This window comes from Brevundimonas sp. UBA7506 (genome assembly GCF_002479495.1).
Lineage (GTDB): Bacteria > Pseudomonadota > Alphaproteobacteria > Caulobacterales > Caulobacteraceae > Brevundimonas.
Map to the genome: position 1 here is coordinate 74,680 of NZ_DLNQ01000011.1, position 23,965 is coordinate 98,644.

A 23,965-nucleotide genomic window follows, 5' to 3' on the forward strand; every position below is an offset into this window, starting at 1 on the left:
GTCTTTCACGGCATCGTGACAATCGACTTTCGGTCCCGCGCGCGCTAGGTCCGCGCCATGTCGAAACTGACCCTGCCCGAAGAAGCTGCGCGCCGTCGCACCTTCGCCATCATCGCCCACCCGGACGCCGGCAAGACGACCCTGACCGAGCACATCCTGCTGGCGGGCGGCGCCGTGCGCGCGGCCGGCGCGGTCAAGGCGCGGGGCGACAACCGCCGGGCGCGCTCGGACTGGATGAAGATCGAGAAGGAACGCGGCATTTCGGTCACCGCCTCGGTCATGACGTTCGAGCACGACGGCAAGATGTTCAACCTGCTGGACACGCCGGGGCACGAGGACTTCTCGGAAGACACCTATCGCACCCTGACCGCCGCCGACTGCGCCATCATGGTGCTGGACGCCGCCAAGGGCATCGAGCCGCAGACGCTGAAGCTGTTCGAGGTCTGCCGCCTGCGCGACATTCCGATCATCACCTTCATCAACAAGCTGGACCGCGAAGCCCAGGACCCGATGGTCCTGCTGGACGAGATCGCCAGCCGCCTGCAGCTGGACCCCTCGCCCATCTGGTGGCCGGCCGAGAGCGGCAATCGCCTGCGCGGCATGGTCGAGGTCGGCGGCGACGGCCGCTTCCAGCCCTATACGAAGAAGCCTGCCGGCTCGACGGAGGACGTCCCCCACCCCGACGCCCTGCCGCTGGGCGAGGCCGCGCAATACTTCGAGGGCTCCGAACAGGCCGACCTGACCGACGCGCTGGAACTGGTCGAGGCGGGCTACAAGCCGTTCGACCGTCAGGCCTTCCTGGAAGGCCACATGACGCCCGTGCTGTGGGGCTCGGCCCTGCGCCACTTCGGCATCGAGGAGCTGCTGAAGGCCATCGGCGAATGGGCGCCGCCGCCCAAGGTCATGTCGGCCCGCAAGGAGGCCCCGCCCGAGACCCGCAACGCCCCCGCGCCCGAGGACCTCACCGTCGAGCCGGGCCGCGACGAGGTCACCGGCTTCGTCTTCAAGGTCCAGGCCAACATGGACCCCAACCACCGCGACCGCATCGCCATGTTCCGCATGGCCTCGGGATCGTTCAAGCGCGGCATGAAGCTGAAGGTGCAGAACACCGGCAAGCAGCTGAGCGTCAACGCCCCCATCATGTTCTTCGCCTCGGACCGTGAACTGGCCGAGGACGCCTATGCCGGCGACGTGATCGGCATTCCCAACCACGGCGTCCTGCGCGTCGGCGACAGCCTGTCGGAAAGCGGCCTGGTGCGCTTCGCCGGCCTGCCCAACTTCGCCCCGGAAATCCTGCAGCGCGTCCGCGTCAAGGACCCCCTGAAGGCCAAGCACCTGAAGAAGGCGCTGGAGGGTCTGGCCGAGGAAGGCGTGACCCAGCTGTTCCGCCCCGAACTGGGCTCGGACTTCATCGTCGGCGCCGTCGGCCAGCTGCAGTTCGAGGTCATGGCCGACCGCCTGGGCGAGGAATACAACCTCGACGTCGTCTTCGAGCCCAGCCCCTACGCCGAGGCCCGCTGGGTCGCCCCGGCTGGCGACGGGACCAAGGCCGATCTGGAAGACTTCGCCGGCAAGTACCGCCCGCAGATGGCCGTCGACATCGACCAGAACCCGGTCTTCCTGGCCAAGTCGGCCTGGGAGACGGGCTATGTCGCCGAACGCTTCCCCAAGATCAGCCTGACCAAGACCCGGGAACGGGGCTGATCAGATATCTCGGAACAGGGCGAGATAGCGCTCATAGACGAACAGCCTGTGTCGCTTCTGTCCCGTGACTTCCCGCAGGATTCCAAGTCGCTCCATCTCGGCCACGATGTTGTTGGCGTTGACGAAGCTCACCCCTAAGGCCTCGGCCGCCTGGTTCACATCCAGATATGGATCCTGGAAAAGCCCCTCCAACAGGGTCAGCGCCTTGCCGACTCTCGCCCCCATGGCACCCACCACTGCGTCCCGATGCTCTTCTCTTAGGGCCAGAATGTTGCGCACCGTGCGGGCGGCATCCTGCGCAGCCTCGGTGACACACTCCAGAAAGAAAACGAGCCAGGGTTCCCACTCGCCACGATCCCGAACCGCCTGAAGCCGCTCGTAGTATTCCTGCCGTCGCTTTTTCAGCGCCAAGGAAACATAAAGCACCGGCTTGCTGAGCACTTGGTTCTCACAGAGCAGGAAGGTGATCAGCAGTCGTCCCAGCCGCCCGTTCCCGTCCACGAAGGGGTGAATGGTTTCGAACTGAGCGTGCGCCAGGCCGATGCGGATCAGCAAGGCCAAGTCGCTAGGCGCATGCAGGAAGCGCTCCAGATCAGCCACATGCTCCGCCACCGTTTCAGGCGGGGGCGGCACGAAGACAGCGTCGGCCAGGGTCGCATTCTGCGGGCCGATCCAATTCTGCGTCGTGCGAAACTCACCTGGGGTCGCATGCCCTCCCCTGACATCCTGCATGAGCCGCGCATGGATCTCTCGGAGCAGGCGCGACGACAGTGGCAGCGTCTTGAGTCGCTCGATGCCGGCGGTGAGCGCAGCGACATAATTGATGACTTCGTTAACGTCTCCAACCGGCCGTTCGCCTGAGAAACGGGCCTCAGCTGCGACCAGATCGTCCATCGATGCTTGCGTGCCCTCGATCTGACTCGACAGCACCGCCTCACGTCGCACGTACATGGCGGTGAACAATTCTGGATGCGGCAGCGTGGCGACAGCCCCATCGAGACGACCTAGAGCCACATCCGCCTTGCTGAGCGCGGCGGCCATTGCCCCTGCAGCATCAAGGGTCAATGGTGGCAAAGGCGCTGGAATGAAGGCGCGATAACCGCGCAACTGGCGGACATATCGTCCGGCACGGTTGGCTTGCAGCTCACCACTCATGTTTTCCGTCCGGCGAATATGTTCAACGATCAAGAGCCATACTATCCAGATCGTTTAACATGGCTAGGCCCGTACGTTTTAATTGTCGGTTCGAACAACACGAAAGCCGTCGCCTCAACGGCAACGGCTCTTTTCGAATCGAAGATTCAGTTCAACTCACGCTGAAGCCGCCGCCTCCCGCTTCGGGGCGATCTCGAAGCGGGCCATGAACCACTGGACCAGAGGGCCGTTGGCCAGGGCGTAGAGGACGGTTCCGACCCCGGCCACGCCGCCCAGCAGCCAGCCGAGGCACAGGACCGCAACCTCGATCGCCGTGCGCGCCCAGCCGATGCGCCAGCCGGTGATCCGCACCAGGCCTGTGGTCAGTCCGTCGCGCGGACCGGGGCCGAGGCCTGCGCCGATATAGGCCGCCGTCGCCGCCCCGTTCAGCACGATGGCCGCCGCCAGGAAGGCGATCCGCAGCGCCAGCCCCTCGATGGGCGGCAGGGCCCACAGGGCCACATCCGCCGCCGTGCCGATCAGCAGGACGTTGCAGATGGTGCCCACGCCCGGCTTCTGGCGCAGGGGGATCCAGACCAGCAGGACCAGCAACCCGACCAGGTTGACCACCATGCCGAGACTGATCCCCGTCCGTTCCGACAGGCCCTGATGCAGGACGCTCCACGGATTGAGGCCCAGATCGGCCCGGACCATGAGGGCCAAGGACGCTCCATAGAGCAGGAGGCCGATCTGGAGCTGGATGAAGCGACGCATGAACATGGGGCCATAGAGCGCGTCATTGGCCTTGTTTTATAGGGCCGCTTTCGCAAGGATGGCCTTATGCGCGACACCCTCGTCAACGCCGCCTCCCTGTCGCGTCAACTGAACGGCTGGCGCGGGCCGGACGGCGAGCCCGCCTATCGCCGCCTGTCCGAGGCGCTTAAACTGATGATCCTGGACGGGCGGCTGTCGCTCAACGCGCGCCTGCCCGGCGAGCGACGCCTGGCCGAGACCCTGGGCGTCAGCCGCATCACCGTCAGCGCGGCGCTGGACCGGCTGCGGGCCGACGGCTTCGTCGTCAGCCGCACGGGATCGGGCAGCGTCACCGCCCTGCCCGCCAGCGCCGCCTCGCGGCCGGTGCGGCTGGACGGGCCGATGCAGGGCGACGACACGCCCGGCGTCATCGACATGGCCACCGCCTCCATGCCCGCCGACGAACAGGTTCACGCCGCCTACGCCCGGGCGCTGGAGGCCCTGCCCGCCCACCTGCCGGGTCGGGGCTATGAGCCGGTGGGGATCGAGGCCCTGCGCCGCGTCGTCGCCGACCGCTACGCCGCCGAAGGTCTGGCGACATCGCCCGATCAGATCGTGGTCACGGCCGGGGCGCTGGGAGCCCTGGCCATCCTGCTGCGAGCCGTGACCCGGCCCGGCGACCGGGTGGTGGTCGAGCACCCCGGCTATCCCCATGCGCTCGACGCCCTGGTGCAGGCAGGCCTCGACCTGACGCCTGTGGCCATGACGCCGCTGGGCTGGGACATGGACGGGATGCTGGCGGCCATCGCCCGCGTCCGCCCGCGGCTGGTCTATCTGATCGGGGCGCACCAGAACCCGACCGGCAATGTCCTGTCGGCGGGCGACGAGGCTGCTCTCGCGGAGGCGGCCGCCCGCGTCGGCGCCCTGCTGGTGCTGGACGACACCCTGCGCGAGCTGTGGTTCGACCGACCGCCGCCCCCGCCCGTCGATCACGGCCCGCACGTCATTCGGCTGGGTTCTACCAGCAAGCCCTACTGGGGGGGCTTACGCGTCGGCTGGCTGCGCGGCCACGCCGACGTCATCGACAGGGTGATCCGCCGCCGCCCGTCGCTGGACCTCGGCGTGCCGGTGATGGAGCAACTGGCCGCCGCCGTCCTGCTGAGCGGCGATCCCGCCCCGCTGGAGGCGCGGCGCAGAACCATCGCGCGGCAGGAAGCCCACCTGCGCGCCCGGCTGGCCGAGGTCCTGCCGGACTGGAAGACGCGCCGACCCGAGGGGGGCCTGTCGCTCTGGGTCGAGCTGCCCCGGCCCGACAGCACCCGCCTGGCCCTAGCCGCGCCGGACCACGGCGTGCGCATCGCGCCCGGCGTTCGCTTCGGGATCAACGGCGCCTATGAGCGCTTCCTGCGCCTGCCCTTCAGCCGCAACGAGGCCGATCTGGACCGCGCGGTGGAGGGCCTGACCGCAGCGTGGAACACGCTGGATCGCAGCAAGCCGCGCAAAGCGCTCATCCGGGCCGACGCCGAGCCGGTGATCTAGGTTCGTCGAAAACCCGCGCGTTGCCATAGGTTGCAACAGACGCCACGGTCATCCGCCATGCAAATCAGAACCCATACGAAACGGTCGATACGCTTTGCGACTGCGTTCGCCGCCTGTTTCGTGGTCGGCGGGTCGCTGGCGTTCCTACTTCCGCGTCAGTACGCCAGCCTGCTGATGACCTTAAGTCTGGCCCTCGCCTTTCCCTTGATATTGCTGGGCCGAAAATCTCAGCGCATCGTCACGGTGACTACAGCCATATCCACAGACGAACGAAACAGGTTCATCGCGCGAAATACCTTCTGGCTATTCGTTTTTCTTGCCGGATTGGGCTTTTCATCGTGGTGCGCACTTTTCGCTCCATCTTTCACTTCGAGACCATTCGTCGGACTCGGCTCGGTCATGGTTGCTGCCGTCGGCCTCTGCATGATGTGGAAGACCACGATGGATCACGTCGCCAAGCTGACCGCCGCAGAAACCGACGCTCCGAGTGAGGCCCATCATCCATGAGGCGATACTAGAGCTCCATTCCTCCGCTCCAGCCCGAAGGTCATGGCGAACATCAGGACGCATACGAGGCTGGACGCCAGCAGAGCCAGCGTCGCGGAGCGGTCCAGCAGGACCCCGTAGCTGAGCGGCGCCGCCGCCTGAAGGAAGCGCGCCGGGGTCAGGATCAGGGCCTGACGCGTGGCGTAGTTCTCTTTGCCGAACAGGTGCAGCGGCAGGACGCCCGAGGCCACCGACAACAGGCCGTTGCCCGCGCCCTGTCCCAGAGACACCGCCCCAGCCAGCGACTTGCCGCCGAAGAAGGCGATGGCCGCGCCCAGCGGGTGCAGCAGGGTGGCGAAGCGCAGCACCATGACCGGCGAACCCTTGCCGGATGTGAGGAAGGACAGCAGCCGCACGACCACCGCCGCGCCCGCCATCAGGCTGGCCGCGCCCGCCGCCTGGGCCGGATCCAGCCCCAGCCGACCCAGCAGACGCGGCAGATGGGCGCTCATGGCCGTGGCGATCCACCAGGCCCCTGCGAACAGCACCGCCAGCCGGATCATCCGTCCGTCCCAACGCACCGGCTCGCCGTCCGCCGAAGGTCGCGGCCCGGCGCGCCCATCCGGCAGCAGGGTCAGATACAGCGGCAGACAGACCAGCAGATGCAACCCCGCCCAGCCGAAGCAGGCCCCGCGCCAGCCGACCGTCTCGGTCATGGCCAGGGTCATGGGCCAGCCCAGCGCCCCGCCAAAAGCTCCGATCAGGGAGACCGCCGTGATCGGCTTCTTCGCCTCTTCGCCGTGGATGGCGACCAGCACAGCATAGGCCGGACCGTAGAAACCGACGCCCATGCCGACCCCCAGCGTCAGGATCGACGCGATCACGCTGACCGGCCCCTGCGACAGGCCCAGCCCCGCCAGCCCTAATGCAAAGACCACCGAGGCGACTGTCAGCGCCTCGCGCCCGCCGCGCCGGTCGACCCAGCGCCCGCCAAAGGGACTGAGCGCCGCCGAGACCAGAAAGGCCCCCGACAGCCCGGCGAACACCAGCGACGGCGTGGTCCCGGTCCCCGCCGCCAGCGGCTCGGCCAGCACCCCCAGCAGGTAGTAGCTGGAGGCGAAGGCGACGATCAGGCCGAAGCCGAGGACGGGGACGATCAGATGATGAGCAGCGGACGACGACATGGGCCGGTGTCACCGCATTGCCGCCAGGGCGAAAGCGACCTATCGGGAAGGGTATGTTCGAAAACCTCACATCCGGCGCCGCCCTGCCCTCGCTGAATGCGCTGCGGGCCTTCGAGGCCATGGCGCGGACCGGCAGCGCGACCCTGGCCGGGGCCGAACTGAACGTGACCCACAGCGCCGTCAGCCGTCAGGTCAAGGCGCTGGAGGCGCAGATGGGGGTGCGGCTGTTCGAGGGGCCGCGTCATGCCCTGACGCTGACGCGGGCGGGGCGGGACCTGCTGCCGGGCCTAACCGCCGCCTTCGACGGCCTCGCCGCCGCCGTGGCGCGGGCCCGCAGCGAGGGTCAGGACCTGCACGTCGCCGTCAACGCCAGCCTGTCGGTCAAGTGGCTGATCCCGCGCCTGGCCGATTTCGGGCGGCTGCACCCCGAGATTCGGGTGCATCTGGTCGAACTGGCGCCCCACGCCGTCAGCCGGCGCGGCGCCGACGTGGTGCTGCGCCTGCTGGACCCCGACCGGATCGAGACGTTGCACGCCGAGCGGATCATCCCCAACGCCGTCGGTCCGGTCATCGCCCCTTCTCTGGTCGGGGCCCTGACGGGCAATGACCCGCGTGCGGCGGTGCTGAACGCCCCGCGCCTTGTGGCCCGTACCCACCTGAGCGGGTGGAAGGACTGGTCGGCGTTCAGCGGCCGGCAATCCGTCGCGGCGTCCGAGCGCCCCGTCGCCCACCTGCATTTCGCGCTGGACGCGGCCCTGGCCGGCTGGGGCGCGGCGGTTCTGCCCTGGGCCCTGGCGGCCGAGGCGGTCGCGGACGGGCGGCTGCTGGCGCCCTTCGGCTTTCACGCCGACGGCGGGGCGGTCGCCGCCATTCCCGGCGCGGGCGAGGCGTCGCGGGCGCGCCGCGCCTTCGTCCGCTGGCTGGTCGATCAGGGCAGGGCCATGCCGGCCGCGCCGATCCCGAACTGACTGCAACCTGAAGTTTGGCTGAACGCGTCTTTCATCCGACACACGACCGTGGTTCTCTAGGGACGTGCGGCGCCGGGTTTTCATCCTCGTCGGGGCGCCGTGGAGTTTTTGATGTTCATCGCTGTCGTCACCGCCGCGCTTGCGGTTCTGGGTCCGCCCCAGACGACCCGACTCGTCTCCTATGACGAGGCGGTGCGGTGCGCCGGGCTGACCCAGGCGGCGTCTGAACTCGAAGGCGGCGAGAGCCGCTATGGCCGCACCCTCTATGACGCGGCCCTCTACTGGTCGCTGGCGGCCATGCAGGCGGCCACGGCGGCGGGACGTGACCCGACGGTGGCCGAAAACGACCAGACCCGCGCTCGCCTCGATTCGGTGAAGCGCCTGTCCGCCGGTGAAGCCGAGGCCCGCACCGTGCTGCAACGCTGCCGTCAGAAGACCCCGCGCCTGGGCTGATCCGGCCCCGCGCCGGCCCCCGCGCGAGGTCGGCGATTATGCTCAAGCCGAACCCATCCGGCGGCGCTGCGTTTGCTTGTGCGTCTGCAGGATCGCCCCCGCGATCCCGAAGCGGGACGACGAAGGTCTGGAATGTTCGAATTCGGCAGAGATCTGCGACGGCTGTTCGAGAAAGCGCGCGACAGCGACGATCTCGGCTGGCTGGAACTGATCGGCGTCGGCCTTGTCGAGGTCGAAGCCCGACAGCAGTCGATCGAGGCCGGACGCGTCTCCTGCGCCCGCCCCCATGACGCCGCCCTGCGCGCCTCGGCCCTATGGCGTGAACACGCCCGCCGCAGCGGCGCCGCCCTGAGCCTCGACAAGGCCGAGGCGGCCGCTCGTGACGCCGTCCGTCACGCCCGCCACGACGACGAGACCATTCGCGCCACGCTGGAGCTGGCCCAAAGCGGGATGCTGGCCTTCGACCTGTGCGGCGAGCCCGCACGGCTTGACGCCGTCCTGGCCCTGTTGGCGGCCCTGCCCGCCGCCCGGCGCGGCGACACCGCCGCCGCGGTGGCCGCCCTGCACGCCCGGCTGCGGGCGCGCCAGGCCTCGCTCTCGGGCGAGGCGGCGACGCTGCAGGACGCCGCCGTCATGCTGGACAGCGCCCTGCACGGCCTCAAGGGCCAGCAACGTCCGGTCGAGGACGATCTGAGGCTGGACCGCGCCGCCCTGATGCTGGAGGCGGGTCTGGCCGCGCGCGACCCGCGGATGCTGGATCAAGCCGGCGCCGACCTGCGCGCCCTGGTCGAAGCGGCCACGCCGGAGCAGCGTCCCCTCAGCCGGGCCCGCGCCTTGGCCCTGTGCGCGACCGGGATGGCGGCCCTGGCGGCCGTCGCCGACGATGTCCTGGCGCGCGATCAGGCCCACGCCCTGTTCGACGCCGCCGCCGACCAGTTCACCCCCGACCACAGCCCGCTGGACTGGGCCGCCATCCAGGTGTTGCGGGCCGAGCGCGAGACCCTGCCCCTGCTCGTCCTGGTCCAGGCCGAGGCCCTGACCGAAGGCGGCGGGCTGGTGCTGGGCGCCCTGGCCCATGAACGCCGCGTCGCCCAGGAGGCCTCGCGCGCCGGATCGATCGGCGACCTGACGGCCCTGCTGGAGATAGAGACGGGCCTGCGCCGCCGCCTCACCCGCCCTTCGGTGGTCTCGACCCCGCTGGACTGGGCCTCGGACCAGATCGGCATGGCGCGGATCGCCCTGGCCCGCGCGCGCTGGACCGGCCAGACCCCGCGCGGCCTGGGGTTGATGCTGACCGAGGCCGCCGCCACGGCGCGCGAATACGGCGCCCCGGCCCTGGCCCAGCGCGCCGAACGACTGGCCCGGGCGCCGGAAACCGCCTGAGCTCTTACGCCGCAGCGGCCTTGACCCGGCCCCAATGGGCGCCTAGCTGACGGGCTTCCCTGAAAGGCCCCTTACCGTGACCGATCAAATGACCGCTGACGCCGCTGCCGACCCCGTCCACGCCTTCATCGCCCAGACCGTGGCGGAGCATGACGTGGTCCTGTTCATGAAGGGCACGCCGGATGCGCCGCGCTGCGGCTTCTCCTCGCTGGCGGTGCAGATTCTCGACCACGTGGGCGCGGCCTTCGTCGGCGTCGACGTGCTTCAGGACGAAGCCCTGCGCGACGGCATCAAGAGCTTCACCGACTGGCCGACCATCCCGCAGCTCTACGTCAAGGGCGAGTTCGTCGGCGGTTCGGACATCGTGCGCGAAATGTTCCAGGCCGGCGAACTTCAAGCCCTGATGGCCGAGAAGGGCGTCGCCCTCGGCGAGGCCTGAGACCGGATGGCCCGGCCGCAGTTGCAACCGCGCGAGGACCGCGAGGTCTTCGTCGTCCCCCTGGACGTGCGGCCGGAGCACATCGACGAGAACAACCACGTCAACAACGTCGTCTATGTCGGCTGGCTGCAGGACGTCGGCACGGCCCACTGGAACGCGCGCTTCGACGAGGACACGCGGGCGAAGTGGTCCTGGGTCGCCCTGAGGCACGAGATCGACTACCTGCGCGCCATCGCGCCCGGCGCGACCGGCGTTGTCGCCCGCACCTGGGTCGGCGACCCGCAAGGCCCGCGCTTCAACCGCTATGTCCGTATCGAGGACGGCGAAGGCCGCCTGTGCGCCCAGGGCGTTTCCGAATGGTGCCTGGTCGACGCCGCCACCCTGCGCCCCGCCCGAATCCCTGCGGAAATGCTGGGGCCGTTTTCGGCCTGAGCTTCCCTTCTCCCCTTGCGGGAGAAGGTGGCCCGTCAGGGCCGGATGAGGGGTGTCGGCGCTACGGCCAACCATTCGACAATCAGGCGGCGAAGCCTTCACAGGATGCGAGGCGCTGACACCCCTCATCCGTCAGGCTTCGCCTGCCACCTTCTCCCTCAAGGGGAGAAGGACTTTTTCTTAGAGGCTGACCGGGTTCAGCACGCGCACGTGCTGGCCGGTGTTCAGGCCCAGTTCGGCGTAGGTCCAGCTGACGGCGACGCCTTCGCGAACGATGGCCTTGCACAGGTCAGGGGCGCGGCGGATCAGGCTGAGCTCGGCCGGATCCGTGTCCTTGATCTTGACCTCGAAGCTGGACGCCTCGGTGCAGCCGTTGGAGCCGACCACGACGGTCAGGCGCTGGCCGTCGAAGTCGACCTTACGGACGGCTTCCAGAACTTCAGCCTGGGACACGGCCTGACTGGCGGTGTTGATGTTGACCTTCCGCTCGCCGCCGTCGTTCGAATAGATGACGCAGCCGCCCAGCAGCGGCAGCAGGGCGACGGCCGCGACGGCTGCCCTGATGGTGGCTTGGCGCATCAGTTGGCCTCGGCCGGGGTCGAGTGGATGACGCGGGTGGTCGGCTTGTCGCTGGCGATGATGATGCAGCCCGACAGCACGGGCGCGGCGATGGCGGCGACGGCGAGAGCGATGATGATACGGCGCATAGGTGTTCCCCTTCTTTGCTGGTGGGGAAACTGCCAGCGTCGCCGTTCCAGATCACGTGAATAATCGGAAAGGCGGGGCTTGAACCGAACCGCCACAGTCATAGCTACTATGCCCCGTCTCCCCCGGGACATCATCCGAAAGTTCTCTGCATGAGCCTGCTGTTCACCCCGCGCGCCGTCGGCCCCCTGACGCTTAAGAACCGCATCGTCGTCGCCCCCATGTGCCAGTATTCAGCCGTGGACGGCGTTCCCCAGCCCTGGCACGCCCAGCATGTGGCCCGTCTGGCCCTGTCGGGCGCCGGTCTGGTGGTGATTGAAGCGACCGGGGTCGAGGCGGCGGGCCGCATTTCGTGGGCCGACACCGGTCTGTGGAACGACGAGCAGGAAGCCGCCTTCGCGAAGATCATCCGCGACATCCGCACCTATTCGGACACCCCCATCGGCGTCCAGCTGGCCCACGCAGGGCGCAAGGCCTCGACCAATCCGCCGTGGATCGACCGGGGCGGCCCCGCCCCCTCCGAAAAGGCCTGGGAGACCTTCTCGGCTTCGGGGCAAGCCTTCAAGCCCGACTGGCACACGCCGACGGCGCTGGATCGCAAGGGCATGGATCGCGTGGTCGACGCCTTCGTCGATTCGGCCAAGCGCGCCGACCGGGCGGGCTTCGATCTGGTCGAGTTGCACGCCGCCCACGGCTATCTGCTGACCCAGTTCCTGTCGCCCCTGTCGAACGAGCGGACGGACGAGTTCGGCGGCTCGCTGGAGAACCGGATGCGTTTCCCGCTGCGCGTGGCCCAGGCCCTGCGCGACGCCTGGCCCCGGACCAAGGCGCTGGGCGTGCGCTTCAACGGCTCGGACTGGACCGAAGGCGGCATCACAGTGGAAGAAGCCCAGGCCTTCGGCGCCGCGCTGCACGCCATGGGTTACGACTATCTGCACCTGACCAGCGGGGGCAATGTCGCCACGGCCCGCATTCCGGGCGATCAGCCCAACTATCAGGTCGCCTTCGCCGAGGCGGTCAAGGCGGCCGCGCCCGAGGCCAATGTCATGGCCGTCGGCATGATCGTCACCCCGCAACAGGCCGAAGACCTGCTGGCCGAGGGCAAGGCCGATCTGATCGCCCTGGCCCGCGCGGTGCTGGACGATCCCAACTGGGGCCACCACGCCGCCGTGGCCCTGGGCCAGCCTGAGGGCCTGCCCGTCCAGTACGAACGGGCCGGCGCCGGTCACTGGCCGGGTTATGCGACTGCGCGGGCGGCCTTGAGCTGAGTCTCGTCTGACGGCGTCGTCGCCACTGCGGCGGCGCCGTTGGCCAAGGCGTCGGCTTCCGGCTGGGGCCGGCCCAGCAGATAGCCCTGGACCTCGTTGCAGCCCTGATCGCGCAGGAAGGCCAGCTGTTCGGGCGTTTCGACGCCCTCGGCCAGCACCGGAATCGACAGGCTTTCACCGATGGTCAGGACGGCCCGGATGATGGCTCGCGACTGGGGCGCGGCGCCGTCCAGCTCGGTCATGAAGGACCGGTCCAGCTTGATCTTGTCGAAGGGGAAGGCCCGCAACGTCGACAGCGACGAATAGCCGGTGCCGAAGTCGTCCATGGCGATGGTGACGCCCAGAGCCTTCAGCTGACGCAGCACATGGGTGGTGCGCTCCATGTCGCTGATCATGGCCGTCTCGGTGATCTCCAGCTCCAGCCGCGAAGGCGCCAGCCCGGTCTCCAACAGGACCTGGTGCACCAGCCGCGGCAGATCGACGTGACCCAGTTGCACCGGCGACAGATTGACCGCGATGCGATGCGGCTCGGGCCAGGCGGCGGCCTGTCGGCAAGCCTGACGCAGCACCCACTCGCCGATCGGCAAGATCAGGCCGGTCTCCTCGGCCACCGGAATGAAGTCTGACGGCGGGATGTTGCGCCCGGTCTCGTCCTTCCAGCGCAGCAGGACCTCGTAGCCGATGGCCTTGCCGGTCTCGACCGAGGCCTGGACCTGATAGTGCAGCTCGAACTTCTCGTTATCCAGGGCCTCGCGCAGGGCCTGGGTGACGCGGCGGCGGGCGCGCACGGCCTGATCCATGTCCGCCTCATAGAAGCAGATATCGACCGTCAGCGAGCCCTTGGCGCGGTACATGGCCAGGTCGGCGTTGTTGATCAGGGTCGAGATGTCGTCGGCGTCCTCGGGCCACAGCGAGACGCCGATGCTGGCGCCGCACGACAGGTCCGCGTGATCGATGGTGACGGGCTGGAGGATGGCGGCGCGCAGGCGCTCGGCCACGGCCTGGGCCTCCGCGCGGGACGACACCTGTGCCATGGCCACGAACTCGTCGCCGCCCTGGCGAGCCACGAACTCGCCCTCGTGCAGGGCCTCGCGCAGACGGTCGGCGATGCGGCACAGCAGCAGGTCGCCGACGGCGTGGCCGTACAGGTCGTTGACCTCCTTGAACCGGTTCAGGTCCAGGGCGAACAGGGCCAGGGTCTCGCCGGGCTTGATGGTGGCGGTCTGGCGGCTCAGGCGCTCCAGGAAGGAGGCGCGGTTAGGCAGGCCGGTCAGGCTGTCATTGCGCGCCAGATGGGCGATGCGGCGTTCCTGGGCCTGGCGGGCGCGCAGGTCGCGCACGGAATACAGCATGACCTCGCCTTCGCTGACGTGATCGCGCTTGGCCGCCAGTTCGACCGGCAGGACCTCGCCCGAGACGGTCTTCAGCGACGACTGCACCATGTCGCCGTCGGCCAGACGCGCCGCGTCCTCGGCCCAGCGCGACAGGCTGTGGCCGATCGCGGCCTCGCGTTCGGCGCCGAGCAGGGTCAGCAGGGCGCTGTTGACGCCGACGATGACGCCGTCGCGCTCGACCGCCATGCCGTCCACGCTGCCCTCGATCAGATGTTGCAGGCGCACCTCGGCCTGGCCGCGCGACTGGCTGTCCAGGGCGTAGCTGGCCGCACCGGCGCCCAGCACCAGCAGGCCCACGCCCGCCACGCCGATGGCCAGGATATGCTTGGCGTCATTGCCCGTCAGCGCCCCGTCCAGCGGCGTGAAAGGCAGGATGGTCATGGCCGACATGGCGGTGAAGTGCAGCACCACAATGCCCAGAACCATGAAGAGGATGGCCAGCCAGCGTCCCTCGACGGTCGGCCACAGCTTGTCGGCCTTGAAGGCCAGGGCGGCGAACACGACCGAGCCGCCCACGGCGAACGCCACATAGGGAACCGACCACTGGATCACGGCGTCGACGGCGAAGGCGGCCATGCCGATGAAGTGCATGGCGGAGACGCTCAGGCCGAACAGGACGCCGCCGACCAGACCCGATCCCGGAAAGCGTTGCGCCGCGATGTACTGGGCCGTCCCAGATCCGAGGATGGCGACCAGCAGCGACAGGCCCGTCAGCCCCGGCTCATAGGCGACGGCGATCCCCGGCTCATAGGCGATCATGGCGACGAAGTGGGTGCACCAGACGGTCGCGCCGCCCGCCACCGCGCCCAGGAAGACCCAGGCGGCGCGCGCGCCCGCCCGCGTGCTGCGGACCCGCTTCAGCAGGCTGATGGTGATCCAGCTGCCCAGCACGCAGACAAGAGCGGCCAGGGCGACCAGCGCCAGATTGTGGGCGGTGGTCAGACAATCGACGAGACGCATGGAATCCGGGGGGAAAGATACTGAAACGATCCTTTCCCTAACGGCTCAACTCTTAATCCGACGTCGTCCGAAATGGCTAACGAAGCCTTGCGACGAACCCGATCAGGAAGCCTCGTGCGGCTTGTCGTTCTGACGCATCAGATAGGGGTTGTTGACCGAAACCTCGGCGCCCGGAGGCAGGCCCAGCTCTTCGAAGCTCCATTGCAACTGCACCCCGTCGGATTTGGGATTTTCGCAGCGGTCCTCGTCCAGACGACGCAGGGTGATGACGGCGCTGTCGCGCAGGCGGGTGATGAAGGGTTTGACGTCCGCCTTGCTGGTGCAGCCGTTCGAGCTGACCCAGAAAACCGCCGTGTCGCGCGTGAAGGCGGCGGCGTGGATCGGCTCCAGCTGGCCCGGCATCCCGGCGGTGCGCACGGGCTGATCGCCGGTCACGGCGCAAGCCCCCGCCAGGGCGGCGACGGCGGCGACAGCGCAAAGAGCGATGATTCGTCTCATCTCGACCTTCCGGGGCGGAGCCTGTCCACCCGGTCAGAATGCGCTGCTTCCTTCCCCAAGGGAACAGCGAATGCTGAATAAGAAAGAAGCCCCGGTTCGCACCGGGGCTTCCATCAACTCTATCGTCGATCGCCTGAAATCAGGACGAGTAGTATTCGACGACCAGGTTCGGTTCCATCTTGACCGGGTACGGCACGTCCGACAGCTCCGGAACGCGGACGTAGCGGACCGAGAAGCCGCGGTCGCCCAGTTCCAGGTAGTCGGGGATGTCACGTTCCGACGACTGCTGGGCTTCGAGCACCAGAGCCATGTTGCGCGACTTTTCCTTGACCTCGATGACCTGGCCCGGCTTGACGCGGTACGAACCGATGTCGACCTTCTTGCCGTCGACGGTCACGTGGCCGTGGCTGACGAACTGGCGAGCGGCCCAGACGGTCGGGACGAACTTGGCGCGGTAGACGATGGCATCCAGGCGCGATTCCAGCAGACCGATCAGGTTTTCCGAGGTGTTGCCCTTGCGGCGGCCGGCTTCGGCGTAGATGGCCGAGAATTGCTTCTCGGTGATGTTGCCGTAGTAGCCCTTGAGCTTCTGCTTGGCCTTCAGCTGCAGGCCGAAGTCCGAAACCTTCGACTTACGACGCTGGCCGTGCTGGCCCGGGCCGTACGAACGCTTGTTGACCGGCGACTTGGCGCGGCCCCACAGGTTTTCACCCATGGCGCGGTCGATTTTGTACTTGGCGCTATGGCGCTTGGACATAGATCACTCTTCATGCTGATGCGGCCCGGCCCCTCCCCGATTGGAGCGGCGATCTCAACGGCGGTCCACGCATCGTCCGTAGTCAGTTCGCGCCTCGGGCCGAAACCCGATGCGAGAAGGGCGGGCTTATGAAGGCCCGCCCTCCCAGAGTCAAGCCAGACGGGCGTTTCAGCCCTTGGCGGCGGCGTACAGCTCGTTGACCTTGTTCCAGTTCACGATGGACCAGAAGGCGGCCAGGAACTCGGCGCGACGGTTCTGATACTTCAGGTAGTAGGCGTGCTCCCAGACGTCGGCGACGAGCAGGGGCGCGCCCTTCTCCTCGGCGAAGTCCATCAGGGAGTTGTCCTGGTTCGGCGTCGAGATGATCTTCAGCTTGCCGTCCTGCACGATCAGCCAGGCCCAGCCCGAACCGAAGCGGCCCAGACCCGCCGCGTTGAAGGCCTCCTTGAAGGCGTCCATGCCGCCCAGGTCGGCGTCGATGGCGGCGGCCAGTTCAGCCGAGGGCGCGCCGCCCGTGCCGACGGGGGCCAGGCCTTCCCAGAAGAAGGTGTGGTTCCACACGCCGCCGGCGTTGTTGCGCACCGCGACCGGCAGGGTCGACATCTTGGCGAACAGCTCGTCGAATGACTGGCCTTCGACGCCGGCGGCGGCCACGGCCTTGTTCAGGTTGTCGACGTAGGTCTGATGGTGCTTGTCGTAGTGGAAGCCCATCGTCTCCTTGTCGATGACGGGCTCCAGCGCGTCATGGGCGTAGGGCAGCGGGGGCAGGACGAAGGCCATGGGAGGTTCCTCTCGGCGGTTTTGATTCTTCCGGCCCCTATCTAGGGCCGCGCGCTGCATACCCAAGCCTTTACCGCCGAGTTTGTTCAGATTTTCCGCTCGGCAAGGGCCGATTGGGAACCGGACGGGCGAAATGTCCGTTTCGCCAAGGTGATTTCAGCGCCCTCAGCCCCCTCCCGAAAGGAGGATCGCCATGCCCGTCAGATCACTCCGCCGGCCGGCTCCCCTGACCGACGCCGAGGCGGAAACCCTGCGGCTGCAACTGCTGGAGATCGTTCCCCGCCTGCGCCGTCACCACCTGCTTGACCTGGCCGACACCCTGCACGACGCCGCCCGCGAACGGCGCGACGGCGAACCGCGCCATTTTGACGTGAGAGTGTAGGCGGCCGCTCCTGCTCAAGACAGGGCAGGATACAAGAACGGCTGGCTCTTGCGCAGCGCAGTCCTTCAGACAAACTGGCGAGAACGGGAGTGGTGAGGAGCATCGCCATGCTGAAGTCTTGCGCCATTACGGCCGCCGTGCTGGCGACCGGGCTGACCCTGTCCGCCTGCGCCGCCGGTCCGGCAGAGACGGTGCGGTCAGCGGACGCCGCCAAGGCCCAATGCCGGATCACCTCGCAACCCGGCGGCGGCTCGTCGATGGACTGCACCCTGTGGGAGCGAACCGCCACGACAACCACGACGACGACCACCCGGCCCAATGGCGAAACCACCACGACGGTCGAGCGAATCCAGACAGGCGGCGACGCCTAGGCTTTCAGCCCACAGCCAGTGCTTGCCCCTTGAGAGGCCTGAGCGTCGAAAGCGGCGGGGTCGAATGTCCGCAACGGGTGGGAAGCGGTCATGAAGGGTCTGATGAAGGTAATTTAGACCGGCAAGCAACTCTCACGACGAGACTTGCCAATATGAGAAACAATCCCGCATCGAATAATGTCGTAAAAAATATATAACTGCTAGGGCATTTCTTTATCTTTAAGAGCTGAAACCCTTGATGGGGAAATGGAAGAACGTCACAATACGTGTCAGCCCAACCGAAGTAAGGGTTTGCACCCACAAGCAGGATGCAGAGGACACCCAATACTGCAAGCGCGTGCACCAGCCGCGACTTACGGCATGGCCAAGAACGTACGCACGCGGCAACGGCCCAATAGATCGACGCTATTACTAATAGCAACTCGGCGATGCTGCGAGCGGCCCATTGAGCATACCCATCCCCGTTTCCAATCAAAGCATACGCACCAAAGTGCATCACCAAGTAAAGTCCAAAAATGGACAGGCTACAAAGTAAGAAGCCCTTCCGTGCTGATCGCCACCCCTGTCCCATCCGAACCCCCAAGCTGTTCCTGGAGTGTGGTTACGCTTATGGATGTCTGCAATGGGTCGAAAGCGGACTGCCGTCCTTTCGCCGTCACCCCGGACGGCCTGGAGGGGCGATCCGGGGTCCAGGCGCCAAGTGCATTGGCATGGACGGAGAAAATAGCAGTCGCCTGGGCTCCGGGTTCGCTGCGCGCCCCGGAATGACGGAAGGGGGCGGCGAGAGCGGTTCCTTATTCCTCCGCCTTCTTCACCTTGCGCATCCAGGGGCGGGTTTCCTCGCCTTTGGCCTTGGCGGTGATTTCCTTGAGCTTGCGGGTCTGCATGGTCGAAAAGGCCTGCCCCGGAGCGCCCTTATCGGGGTCGGCGAAGGCGCGGCCGTGAGTTTCGATTCGCTCGCCGACAGAATCGAGGAACTCGCCCTCCCATTCGGACAGCGAAACGCCCGCCTTCTCGGCCGAGCGGCGGGCGCGTTTCAGGGCGTTGAGCGCCGAGCGCTTCGCCGCCTCACGCTGTTGCTCCCAAGGAGACAGCAGCGTCTTCTTTTTAGGGGCGCTACCGTCCTTCGGACTACTTGAGCGCGTCTTGAGGGCGCTATCGCCGTTCGGGCTGCTCTTGAAGCCGCTCGACCGCAGCCTGGACGCGTCGTCGCCCTTCAGGCTGCTGGAGCGCGAAGGGCGGTCGCTGGGGGGCTTGAAGGGCGTGCGCTTCAGGCCCGCCTCCCTCAGACCTCGCCGAGAGCCGACAGGTAGAGGTCCAGAATCGCCTCTTCCTCCTGGCGCTTGGCCTTGTCCTGCTTGCGGATGCGGATGACCTTGCGCAGCGTCTTGACGTCGTAGCCCTCGCCCTTGGCCTCGGCGAAGACCTCCTTCATGTCGACCATGACGGCCTGCTTGTCCTCTTCGAGGCGCTCCAGGCGTTCGATGATCGAGCGCAGACGGCCCTGGGCCGTGGCGGTCAGGACGTCCGAGGCGGCGTCAAAGGCGGGGGCGTCGTCGGCCATGAGGAAAGCTCCGAAACTTGAATTGGCCGGCGGGCGACCTTGAGATCACTCTCAAGCAGACCGGGGGGCGCGAGGGCAAGAAGGGAATCGCCCGAAGGGGCCTCTGGCGCGAATCGCGTCCGATTCCGAGGCCTGACGCCGGACACGAAAAAGGCTGCAGGCGAAGCCTGCAGCCTTTGAATATCGTAACCGCGGCGCCGTTGCAGGCGCCGACGCGGTTCTTAGCCTTGCTTGGCCTTGAAGCGCGGGTCGGTCTTGTTGATCACATAGACCACGCCCTTGCGGCGAACGATCTTGCAGTCGCGGTGGCGACCCTTGAGCGACTTGAGCGAGCTGCGGACCTTCATGGTCGGACGTCCCGAAGATTGGAGGCCCGTGAGGGCGGTCAAAAACAAATGCGCGAAACCCTGCGAGCAGGACCTTGCGGCGGAGCGGTGCGTATAGAGAGGCCCCGGCCTTTCGTCAACATTCCGCGCGGGGATTCCGCTGGAGGCCTGGCCTCCGAGTTGAACGGAGGGTCTCCGGACATGCACGTCCGGCGCGTCGCCCCTCCGCCACCAGGCCGTGTCCAGGGGAGCCGAAATGTAAAACGCAGTTCGTTAAGGCGCGACTTTCGCAAAGGGTTAGCGACGACTTAACCCTTTTCACGGAAACCCCTTTTGGCTTCGCGCGCTTGTGATTGGTCGTGGAATTCGGGGGCGTTAGCCTGTGGTCATGCGTATCGCCTATCGTCTTGCCCTGATTGGATCCGTTGCGGCCTGCGCGCCCATGGTGCCGACGCCGCCTCAACCGCAGCCCGCACCGCCCGCCGTCGTGGAGCCCGCGCCCGCAACGCCCGCGCCGCCGCCGCCGCCCGCCGCCGTCGACCTGTCGGACGCCTATGATCAGGCCAGCTTCGAGTCCTGGAAGCAGAGCTTCCTCGACCGCCTCGGCGGATCGCGGAAGTGGGAATATTCGCGCGAGCTGAACGGCGTCACGCCTAACGCCAGCGTCATCCGGCTGGACCGCAACCAGCCCGAGTTCTCGCGCCCCGCCGGCGCCTATATCCAGAGCGCCACCGCCCCGGCCCGAATCGCCATGGCCCGCCAGCGCGTCGATCGCGTGCCCTGGGAGGTGACCCAGAAATACGGCGTGCCGACCGAGATCCTGCTGGGCGTCTGGGCGCAGGAGAGCGCCTTCGGCCAGGTTCAGGGTGACTTCGACGTCATCCGCTCCCTCGCCACGCTCGCCTATGACGGCCGCCGCCGCGCCTGGGCCGAAGACCAGCTGAAGAACGCCCTCGACATCGTGGTGGACGGCAAGCGCGCCCGCAGCGGCCTCAAGGGCAGTTGGGCCGGCGCCATGGGCCAGACCCAGTTCATGCCCGACAGCTATCTGAAGCTGGGCGTCGATCAGAACGGCGACGGCAAGGTCGACATCTGGGGCTCGGACGCCGACGCCCTGGCCTCGGCCGCCAACCTGCTGGCCCAGGCCGGATGGAAGCGCGGTCAGGGCTGGGCCTATGAGGTCATCCTGCCCGCCGGCTTCGACTACAGCCAGGCAGAAGGGCCCAAGCACGACTGGGCCTTCTGGTCGGCGCGCGGCGTGCGTCTGGCCAACGGCGCGACCCTGAACGCCGCCGAGGCGGCCGAGGGCGCAACCATCCTGCTGCCGCAGGGCGCCAAGGGGCCGGTCTTCCTGGCCCTGCCCAACCACTATGTGATCCGGCGCTACAACAACTCGGTCAGCTATGCCCTCGCCATAGGTCTGATCGCCGACGGGGTGGCCGGCAAGCCCGCCCTGACCGCGACCTGGCCCAACGACGGACCCCTGACCCGCGAACAGCGCGTCGGCGCCCAGACGGCCCTGACGCGCATGGGCTTCGACACGCAAGGGGTGGACGGCGTCATCGGTTCGAACACCCGCGCCGCCCTGCGCCGCTGGCAGCAGGCCAACGGACGGACAGCGGACGGCTATCTGACCGACGTGCTGGCGGACGAGCTGATCCGGCGGGCGCGGTAGTCCGCCTCACAACCCGGGCAGGGCGAGGACGTCACCTTACTTCCGGCCGATGCGCTTGATTTCCCAGTCCAGCTGCACGCCGGTCTTTTTCAGGACGTCCGCGCGGACGGCTTCGCCCAGGCCTTCGATGTCGGCGGCGGTGGCTTCGCCCGGGTTGATCATGAAGTTGGAGTGCAGCTCGCTGAACTTGGCGCCGCCGCCGGTTTCAGCGTGCAGCTTGCCGCGCCAGCCGGCCTCGTCGACCAGCTTCCATGAGGAATGACCTTCGGGGTTCTTGAAGGTTGAGCCGCCGGTCTTTTCACGGATCGGCTGGGTCGTTTCGCGGCGGCTGGTGATTTCGTTGATGCGGGCCGCGACGGCCTCAGGCGCGTCCGCTGTGCCGCGATAGGTGGCCTCCATCCAGATGACGCCCGCCGGGGCGTTGGAGTGGCGGTAGGTGTAGCCGAAGTCGGCCAGGGCCAGCTCGATCCGCTCGCCCTGACGGGTCAGCCCCCAGGCCGAGACCAAGACGTCCTTCGTCTCCGATCCATAGCAGCCCGCGTTCATGGTCAGGGCGCCGCCGATGGTGCCGGGGATGCCGGCGTAGAACTCCAGCCCGGCGATGCCCGCCTTGGCCGAGGCCTTGGCCACCATGGAGTCCAGCGCGCCCGCGCCCGCCGTAATGGCAGCGCCGTCGGTCGTGATGGCGGCGAAGGCCCGTCCGGCCAGACGGATCACCACGCCCTCGACCCCGCCGTCGCGGACGATCAGGTTGGAGCCGACGCCGATGATGGTGACGGGCACGGTTTCGGGCAGGGCCTTGAGGAAGTCAGCCAGATCCTCGGCGTCCGCCGGAATGAACAGGGCGTCCGCCGCTCCGCCGACGCGGAACCAGGTGTAGGGCCCCAGCGGCTCGTTCAGCAGCAGCTTGCCGCGCACGGTGGGAAGATTATCGCGCCAGGACATCATTATTTCCGCTCATCCCCGCGGAGGCGGGGACCCAGTAAGAGCTACTGCGATGCCCGGTTGAGCATTTCCGCGCAAGACCCTGAGCGTCGTGGCTTGAGGCCAAAGCACTGGGTCCCCGCCTCCGCGGGGATGAGCGGATGGTGGAAAGCCTCAGCCGAGGGCTTCGAGTTGCGCCGGCAGGGCGTAGGCCCAGCTGGTGATGTCGCCGGCGCCCAGCAGGACGACCAGATCGCCCGGCTTCGCCTCGTCCTTGATGACGCGCGGCAGGACGGCGGCGTTTTCCAGAGCGGCGACATTGCGGTGACCGTAGCGGCGGATGCCTTCGGCCAGGGCGTGCTTGTCGACCCCCTCGATCGGCTGCTCGCCGGCCGGATAGACGTCGGCGACCAGAACGCTGTCGGCGTCGGCGAAGCAGGTCGAGAAGTCCTGCATCAGGTCGCGCAGGCGGGTGTAGCGGTGCGGCTGGACCACGGCGATGACGCGGCCCGGATTGTCGGCCGACTGGACCACCTGACGGGCGGCCTTGAGCACGGCGGCGATCTCGACCGGGTGGTGGCCGTAGTCGTCGATGACGCGCACGCCGCCGACCACGCCCGTGGTGGTGAAGCGGCGCTTGACCCCGCCGAAGCCGGCCAGGCCCTGACGAATGGAGTCGTCGTCCACGCCCAGCTCACGCGCCACGGCGATGGCGGCCAGGGAGTTGGAGACATTGTGCCAGCCGGCCATCGGCAGATAGAGGCCCTCGATCCGCATCGGTTCGTCCAGCGCGGCCAGACCCTGCCCCTGCACGACCACGTCGAAGCGCGAACCGTCGGGCGACATCTGCACGTTCTCGGCGCGGACCATGGCCTGGGGGTTCAAGCCGTAGGTGACCAGACGACGGTTATCGATCTGGGCCGCCAGCTTCTGCACCTCGGGATGGTCCAGGCAGACCACGCCGAAACCGTAGAAGGGAATGTCCTCGATGAAGTCACAGAAGGCCTTCTTGACCGCATCGAAGTCGCCGTAGTGGTCCAGGTGTTCCGGGTCGATATTGGTGATGACGGCGACCGTGCACTTCAGGCGCAGGAAGGAGCCGTCGCTCTCGTCGGCCTCGACCACGATCCAGTCGCCCTCGCCCACCTTGGCGTTGGTGCCGTAGGCGTTGATGATGCCGCCGTTGACCACCGTGGGATCCAGCGAGCCCGCGTCCAGCAGGGCCGCGACCATGGAGGTCGTCGTCGTCTTGCCGTGGGTGCCGCCGACGCCGACCGAGAATTGCAGACGCATCAGCTCGGCCAGCATCTCGGCGCGACGCACCAGGGGAATGCGGCGCTCTCGCGCCACGACCAGTTCCGGGTTGGTCGCCTTGACCGCCGTGGAATAGACCACAGCCGAGACGCCCTCGGTCACGTGGGCGGCGTCGTGGCCGATATAGATGCGGGCGCCCAGCTTCTCGAGCCGCTCGGTGTTGGCGCTGGCCTTGGCGTCCGAACCGGACACCTGATAGCCGATCTTCAGCATGATCTCGGCGATGCCGCTCATGCCGATGCCGCCGATGCCGACGAAGTGGACAGGCCCGAGGGCGAACGGAACGGGGCGAAGGCGTGCGATCATCCTCGCCTCATAGCTCAGGCACGGTCGATTGTGCACCACTCTTCGTCGCTCATCCCGGCGAAGGCCGGGACCCAGATCATATGACTGGGCGCGTGCCTCCTGCGGCGCGACTGCGTCAGCTCGGGCGACCGGTGCGCCTTACAATCTGGATCCCGGCCTTCGCCGGGATGAGCGGGGTTTGGGGTGGCGAGCCGGGGCGAAGGATTCTCTCGATCTGTCGGGATCTTAAGTTTGGTTACTCCGCCTTAACCGTAAGGATTCACCAT

Annotated in this window: 26 protein-coding genes; 12 read left to right on the plus strand and 14 right to left on the minus strand. The window is 67.6% G+C overall.

Annotation, left to right across the window (positions count from 1 at the left end; translation table 11 throughout):
• Positions 1 to 57: 57 nt before the first annotated feature.
• Complete coding sequence (locus B3K53_RS11170) at positions 58 to 1,704, plus strand: peptide chain release factor 3 (protein ID WP_292084377.1); 1,647 nt, start codon at positions 58 to 60, stop codon at positions 1,702 to 1,704.
• On the opposite strand, the gene B3K53_RS11175 is transcribed toward B3K53_RS11170, so the two are convergent.
• Positions 1,705 to 2,892, minus strand: coding sequence for a Fic family protein (locus B3K53_RS11175; protein ID WP_292084379.1), 1,188 nt, complete (start codon positions 2,890 to 2,892; stop codon positions 1,705 to 1,707).
• 123 nt (positions 2,893 to 3,015) lie between these two features.
• Positions 3,016 to 3,612 carry a YczE/YyaS/YitT family protein gene (locus tag B3K53_RS11180; RefSeq protein WP_292084381.1) on the minus strand — a complete coding sequence of 199 codons (597 nt, stop codon included), beginning with the start codon at positions 3,610 to 3,612 and terminating at the stop codon, positions 3,016 to 3,018.
• Positions 3,613 to 3,678: 66 nt separating this feature from the next.
• On the opposite strand from B3K53_RS11180, the gene B3K53_RS11185 reads away from it, so the two are divergent.
• Positions 3,679 to 5,130: a PLP-dependent aminotransferase family protein gene (locus B3K53_RS11185; RefSeq protein WP_292084382.1), complete on the plus strand. Its 1,452-nt coding sequence runs from the start codon at positions 3,679 to 3,681 to the stop codon at positions 5,128 to 5,130.
• Positions 5,131 to 5,187: 57 nt separating this feature from the next.
• Positions 5,188 to 5,637: a hypothetical protein gene (locus tag B3K53_RS11190; protein WP_292084383.1), complete on the plus strand. Its 450-nt coding sequence runs from the start codon at positions 5,188 to 5,190 to the stop codon at positions 5,635 to 5,637.
• Here the strand turns inward: B3K53_RS11190 and B3K53_RS11195 are convergent.
• Positions 5,628 to 6,800, minus strand: coding sequence for an MFS transporter (locus B3K53_RS11195; RefSeq protein ID WP_292084385.1), 1,173 nt, complete (start codon positions 6,798 to 6,800; stop codon positions 5,628 to 5,630). The genes B3K53_RS11190 and B3K53_RS11195 overlap by 10 nt on opposite strands.
• 53 nt (positions 6,801 to 6,853) lie before the next feature.
• Here B3K53_RS11195 and B3K53_RS11200 point away from each other — a divergent pair, with 53 nt between their 5' ends.
• The 5 genes from B3K53_RS11200 (at position 6,854) to B3K53_RS11220 (ending at position 10,475) form a co-directional block, all read left to right on the plus strand.
• Positions 6,854 to 7,768, plus strand: a complete 915-nt coding sequence (locus B3K53_RS11200) for a LysR family transcriptional regulator (protein ID WP_292084386.1) — start codon at positions 6,854 to 6,856, stop codon at positions 7,766 to 7,768.
• 111 nt (positions 7,769 to 7,879) lie between these two features.
• On the plus strand, positions 7,880 to 8,221 hold the full coding sequence (locus B3K53_RS11205; RefSeq protein ID WP_292084387.1) for a hypothetical protein: 342 nt from the start codon (positions 7,880 to 7,882) through the stop codon (positions 8,219 to 8,221).
• A gap of 132 nt (positions 8,222 to 8,353) precedes the next feature.
• Positions 8,354 to 9,604, plus strand: a complete 1,251-nt coding sequence (locus B3K53_RS11210) for a hypothetical protein (RefSeq protein ID WP_292084389.1) — start codon at positions 8,354 to 8,356, stop codon at positions 9,602 to 9,604.
• 88 nt (positions 9,605 to 9,692) lie between these two features.
• Complete coding sequence (gene grxD, locus B3K53_RS11215) at positions 9,693 to 10,043, plus strand: Grx4 family monothiol glutaredoxin (protein WP_292084508.1); 351 nt, start codon at positions 9,693 to 9,695, stop codon at positions 10,041 to 10,043.
• Positions 10,044 to 10,049: 6 nt separating this feature from the next.
• Positions 10,050 to 10,475 (plus strand): acyl-CoA thioesterase, encoded by a 426-nt coding sequence (locus B3K53_RS11220; protein ID WP_292084390.1) that lies wholly within the window; start codon positions 10,050 to 10,052, stop codon positions 10,473 to 10,475.
• Positions 10,476 to 10,655: 180 nt separating this feature from the next.
• On the opposite strand, the gene B3K53_RS11225 is transcribed toward B3K53_RS11220, so the two are convergent.
• Positions 10,656 to 11,054, minus strand: a complete 399-nt coding sequence (locus B3K53_RS11225; protein WP_292084391.1) for a hypothetical protein — start codon at positions 11,052 to 11,054, stop codon at positions 10,656 to 10,658.
• Positions 11,054 to 11,182 carry a hypothetical protein gene (locus B3K53_RS11230; RefSeq protein ID WP_292084392.1) on the minus strand — a complete coding sequence of 43 codons (129 nt, stop codon included), beginning with the start codon at positions 11,180 to 11,182 and terminating at the stop codon, positions 11,054 to 11,056. Before B3K53_RS11230 ends, B3K53_RS11225 begins: the two co-directional genes overlap by 1 nt.
• Before the next feature lie 150 nt (positions 11,183 to 11,332).
• Between B3K53_RS11230 and B3K53_RS11235 the strand changes: the two genes are divergently transcribed.
• Positions 11,333 to 12,448, plus strand: coding sequence for an NADH:flavin oxidoreductase/NADH oxidase (locus tag B3K53_RS11235; RefSeq protein WP_292084393.1), 1,116 nt, complete (start codon positions 11,333 to 11,335; stop codon positions 12,446 to 12,448).
• On the opposite strand, the gene B3K53_RS11240 is transcribed toward B3K53_RS11235, so the two are convergent.
• From B3K53_RS11240 to B3K53_RS11255, 4 genes are all read right to left on the minus strand, one after another.
• Complete coding sequence (locus B3K53_RS11240; protein ID WP_292084394.1) at positions 12,418 to 14,802, minus strand: bifunctional diguanylate cyclase/phosphodiesterase; 2,385 nt, start codon at positions 14,800 to 14,802, stop codon at positions 12,418 to 12,420. The two genes, B3K53_RS11235 and B3K53_RS11240, sit on opposite strands and share 31 nt — an antisense overlap.
• Before the next feature lie 102 nt (positions 14,803 to 14,904).
• Positions 14,905 to 15,300, minus strand: a complete 396-nt coding sequence (locus B3K53_RS11245; RefSeq protein WP_292084395.1) for a hypothetical protein — start codon at positions 15,298 to 15,300, stop codon at positions 14,905 to 14,907.
• 139 nt (positions 15,301 to 15,439) lie between these two features.
• On the minus strand, positions 15,440 to 16,057 hold the full coding sequence (gene rpsD, locus B3K53_RS11250) for a 30S ribosomal protein S4 (protein WP_292084396.1): 618 nt from the start codon (positions 16,055 to 16,057) through the stop codon (positions 15,440 to 15,442).
• Between the two features lie 168 nt (positions 16,058 to 16,225).
• Positions 16,226 to 16,837: a superoxide dismutase gene (locus B3K53_RS11255; protein WP_292084397.1), complete on the minus strand. Its 612-nt coding sequence runs from the start codon at positions 16,835 to 16,837 to the stop codon at positions 16,226 to 16,228.
• A gap of 193 nt (positions 16,838 to 17,030) precedes the next feature.
• On the opposite strand from B3K53_RS11255, the gene B3K53_RS11260 reads away from it, so the two are divergent.
• A complete protein-coding gene (locus B3K53_RS11260) occupies positions 17,031 to 17,219 on the plus strand; it encodes a hypothetical protein (protein ID WP_292084398.1) in 189 nt (62 codons plus the stop codon).
• 107 nt (positions 17,220 to 17,326) lie between these two features.
• Positions 17,327 to 17,590 (plus strand): hypothetical protein, encoded by a 264-nt coding sequence (locus tag B3K53_RS11265; protein WP_292084399.1) that lies wholly within the window; start codon positions 17,327 to 17,329, stop codon positions 17,588 to 17,590.
• A gap of 794 nt (positions 17,591 to 18,384) precedes the next feature.
• Here the strand turns inward: B3K53_RS11265 and B3K53_RS11270 are convergent.
• From B3K53_RS11270 to ykgO, 3 genes are all read right to left on the minus strand, one after another.
• Positions 18,385 to 18,687: a hypothetical protein gene (locus B3K53_RS11270; RefSeq protein ID WP_292084509.1), complete on the minus strand. Its 303-nt coding sequence runs from the start codon at positions 18,685 to 18,687 to the stop codon at positions 18,385 to 18,387.
• A 188-nt stretch (positions 18,688 to 18,875) separates the two neighbouring features.
• Positions 18,876 to 19,154, minus strand: coding sequence for a DUF2312 domain-containing protein (locus B3K53_RS11275; protein WP_292084400.1), 279 nt, complete (start codon positions 19,152 to 19,154; stop codon positions 18,876 to 18,878).
• 221 nt (positions 19,155 to 19,375) lie between these two features.
• Positions 19,376 to 19,501 (minus strand): type B 50S ribosomal protein L36, encoded by a 126-nt coding sequence (ykgO, locus tag B3K53_RS11280; RefSeq protein ID WP_006274063.1) that lies wholly within the window; start codon positions 19,499 to 19,501, stop codon positions 19,376 to 19,378.
• A gap of 367 nt (positions 19,502 to 19,868) precedes the next feature.
• Between ykgO and B3K53_RS11285 the strand changes: the two genes are divergently transcribed.
• Complete coding sequence (locus B3K53_RS11285; protein WP_292084401.1) at positions 19,869 to 21,155, plus strand: lytic murein transglycosylase; 1,287 nt, start codon at positions 19,869 to 19,871, stop codon at positions 21,153 to 21,155.
• Between the two features lie 36 nt (positions 21,156 to 21,191).
• Here B3K53_RS11285 and murB read toward each other — a convergent pair whose 3' ends face one another.
• Positions 21,192 to 22,100, minus strand: a complete 909-nt coding sequence (gene murB / locus B3K53_RS11290; RefSeq protein WP_292084511.1) for a UDP-N-acetylmuramate dehydrogenase — start codon at positions 22,098 to 22,100, stop codon at positions 21,192 to 21,194.
• Positions 22,101 to 22,253: 153 nt separating this feature from the next.
• Positions 22,254 to 23,699, minus strand: a complete 1,446-nt coding sequence (gene murC, locus B3K53_RS11295; protein ID WP_292084402.1) for a UDP-N-acetylmuramate--L-alanine ligase — start codon at positions 23,697 to 23,699, stop codon at positions 22,254 to 22,256.
• Between the last annotated feature and the right edge of the window lie 266 nt (positions 23,700 to 23,965).

Coding starts and splice junctions, on each gene's coding strand:
- B3K53_RS11170 (WP_292084377.1), top strand. CDS start 58: ATGTCGAAACTGACCCTGCCCGAAGAAGCTGCGCGCCGTCGCACCTTC.
- B3K53_RS11180 (WP_292084381.1), bottom strand. CDS start 3,612: ATGCGTCGCTTCATCCAGCTCCAGATCGGCCTCCTGCTCTATGGAGCG.
- B3K53_RS11185 (WP_292084382.1), top strand. CDS start 3,679: ATGCGCGACACCCTCGTCAACGCCGCCTCCCTGTCGCGTCAACTGAAC.
- B3K53_RS11190 (WP_292084383.1), top strand. CDS start 5,188: ATGCAAATCAGAACCCATACGAAACGGTCGATACGCTTTGCGACTGCG.
- B3K53_RS11195 (WP_292084385.1), bottom strand. CDS start 6,800: ATGTCGTCGTCCGCTGCTCATCATCTGATCGTCCCCGTCCTCGGCTTC.
- B3K53_RS11200 (WP_292084386.1), top strand. CDS start 6,854: ATGTTCGAAAACCTCACATCCGGCGCCGCCCTGCCCTCGCTGAATGCG.
- B3K53_RS11205 (WP_292084387.1), top strand. CDS start 7,880: ATGTTCATCGCTGTCGTCACCGCCGCGCTTGCGGTTCTGGGTCCGCCC.
- B3K53_RS11210 (WP_292084389.1), top strand. CDS start 8,354: ATGTTCGAATTCGGCAGAGATCTGCGACGGCTGTTCGAGAAAGCGCGC.
- grxD (WP_292084508.1), top strand. CDS start 9,693: ATGACCGCTGACGCCGCTGCCGACCCCGTCCACGCCTTCATCGCCCAG.
- B3K53_RS11220 (WP_292084390.1), top strand. CDS start 10,050: ATGGCCCGGCCGCAGTTGCAACCGCGCGAGGACCGCGAGGTCTTCGTC.
- B3K53_RS11225 (WP_292084391.1), bottom strand. CDS start 11,054: ATGCGCCAAGCCACCATCAGGGCAGCCGTCGCGGCCGTCGCCCTGCTG.
- B3K53_RS11230 (WP_292084392.1), bottom strand. CDS start 11,182: ATGCGCCGTATCATCATCGCTCTCGCCGTCGCCGCCATCGCCGCGCCC.
- B3K53_RS11235 (WP_292084393.1), top strand. CDS start 11,333: ATGAGCCTGCTGTTCACCCCGCGCGCCGTCGGCCCCCTGACGCTTAAG.
- B3K53_RS11240 (WP_292084394.1), bottom strand. CDS start 14,802: ATGCGTCTCGTCGATTGTCTGACCACCGCCCACAATCTGGCGCTGGTC.
- B3K53_RS11245 (WP_292084395.1), bottom strand. CDS start 15,300: ATGAGACGAATCATCGCTCTTTGCGCTGTCGCCGCCGTCGCCGCCCTG.
- rpsD (WP_292084396.1), bottom strand. CDS start 16,057: ATGTCCAAGCGCCATAGCGCCAAGTACAAAATCGACCGCGCCATGGGT.
- B3K53_RS11255 (WP_292084397.1), bottom strand. CDS start 16,837: ATGGCCTTCGTCCTGCCCCCGCTGCCCTACGCCCATGACGCGCTGGAG.
- B3K53_RS11260 (WP_292084398.1), top strand. CDS start 17,031: ATGCCCGTCAGATCACTCCGCCGGCCGGCTCCCCTGACCGACGCCGAG.
- B3K53_RS11265 (WP_292084399.1), top strand. CDS start 17,327: ATGCTGAAGTCTTGCGCCATTACGGCCGCCGTGCTGGCGACCGGGCTG.
- B3K53_RS11275 (WP_292084400.1), bottom strand. CDS start 19,154: ATGGCCGACGACGCCCCCGCCTTTGACGCCGCCTCGGACGTCCTGACC.
- ykgO (WP_006274063.1), bottom strand. CDS start 19,501: ATGAAGGTCCGCAGCTCGCTCAAGTCGCTCAAGGGTCGCCACCGCGAC.
- B3K53_RS11285 (WP_292084401.1), top strand. CDS start 19,869: ATGCGTATCGCCTATCGTCTTGCCCTGATTGGATCCGTTGCGGCCTGC.
- murB (WP_292084511.1), bottom strand. CDS start 22,100: ATGTCCTGGCGCGATAATCTTCCCACCGTGCGCGGCAAGCTGCTGCTG.
- murC (WP_292084402.1), bottom strand. CDS start 23,699: ATGATCGCACGCCTTCGCCCCGTTCCGTTCGCCCTCGGGCCTGTCCAC.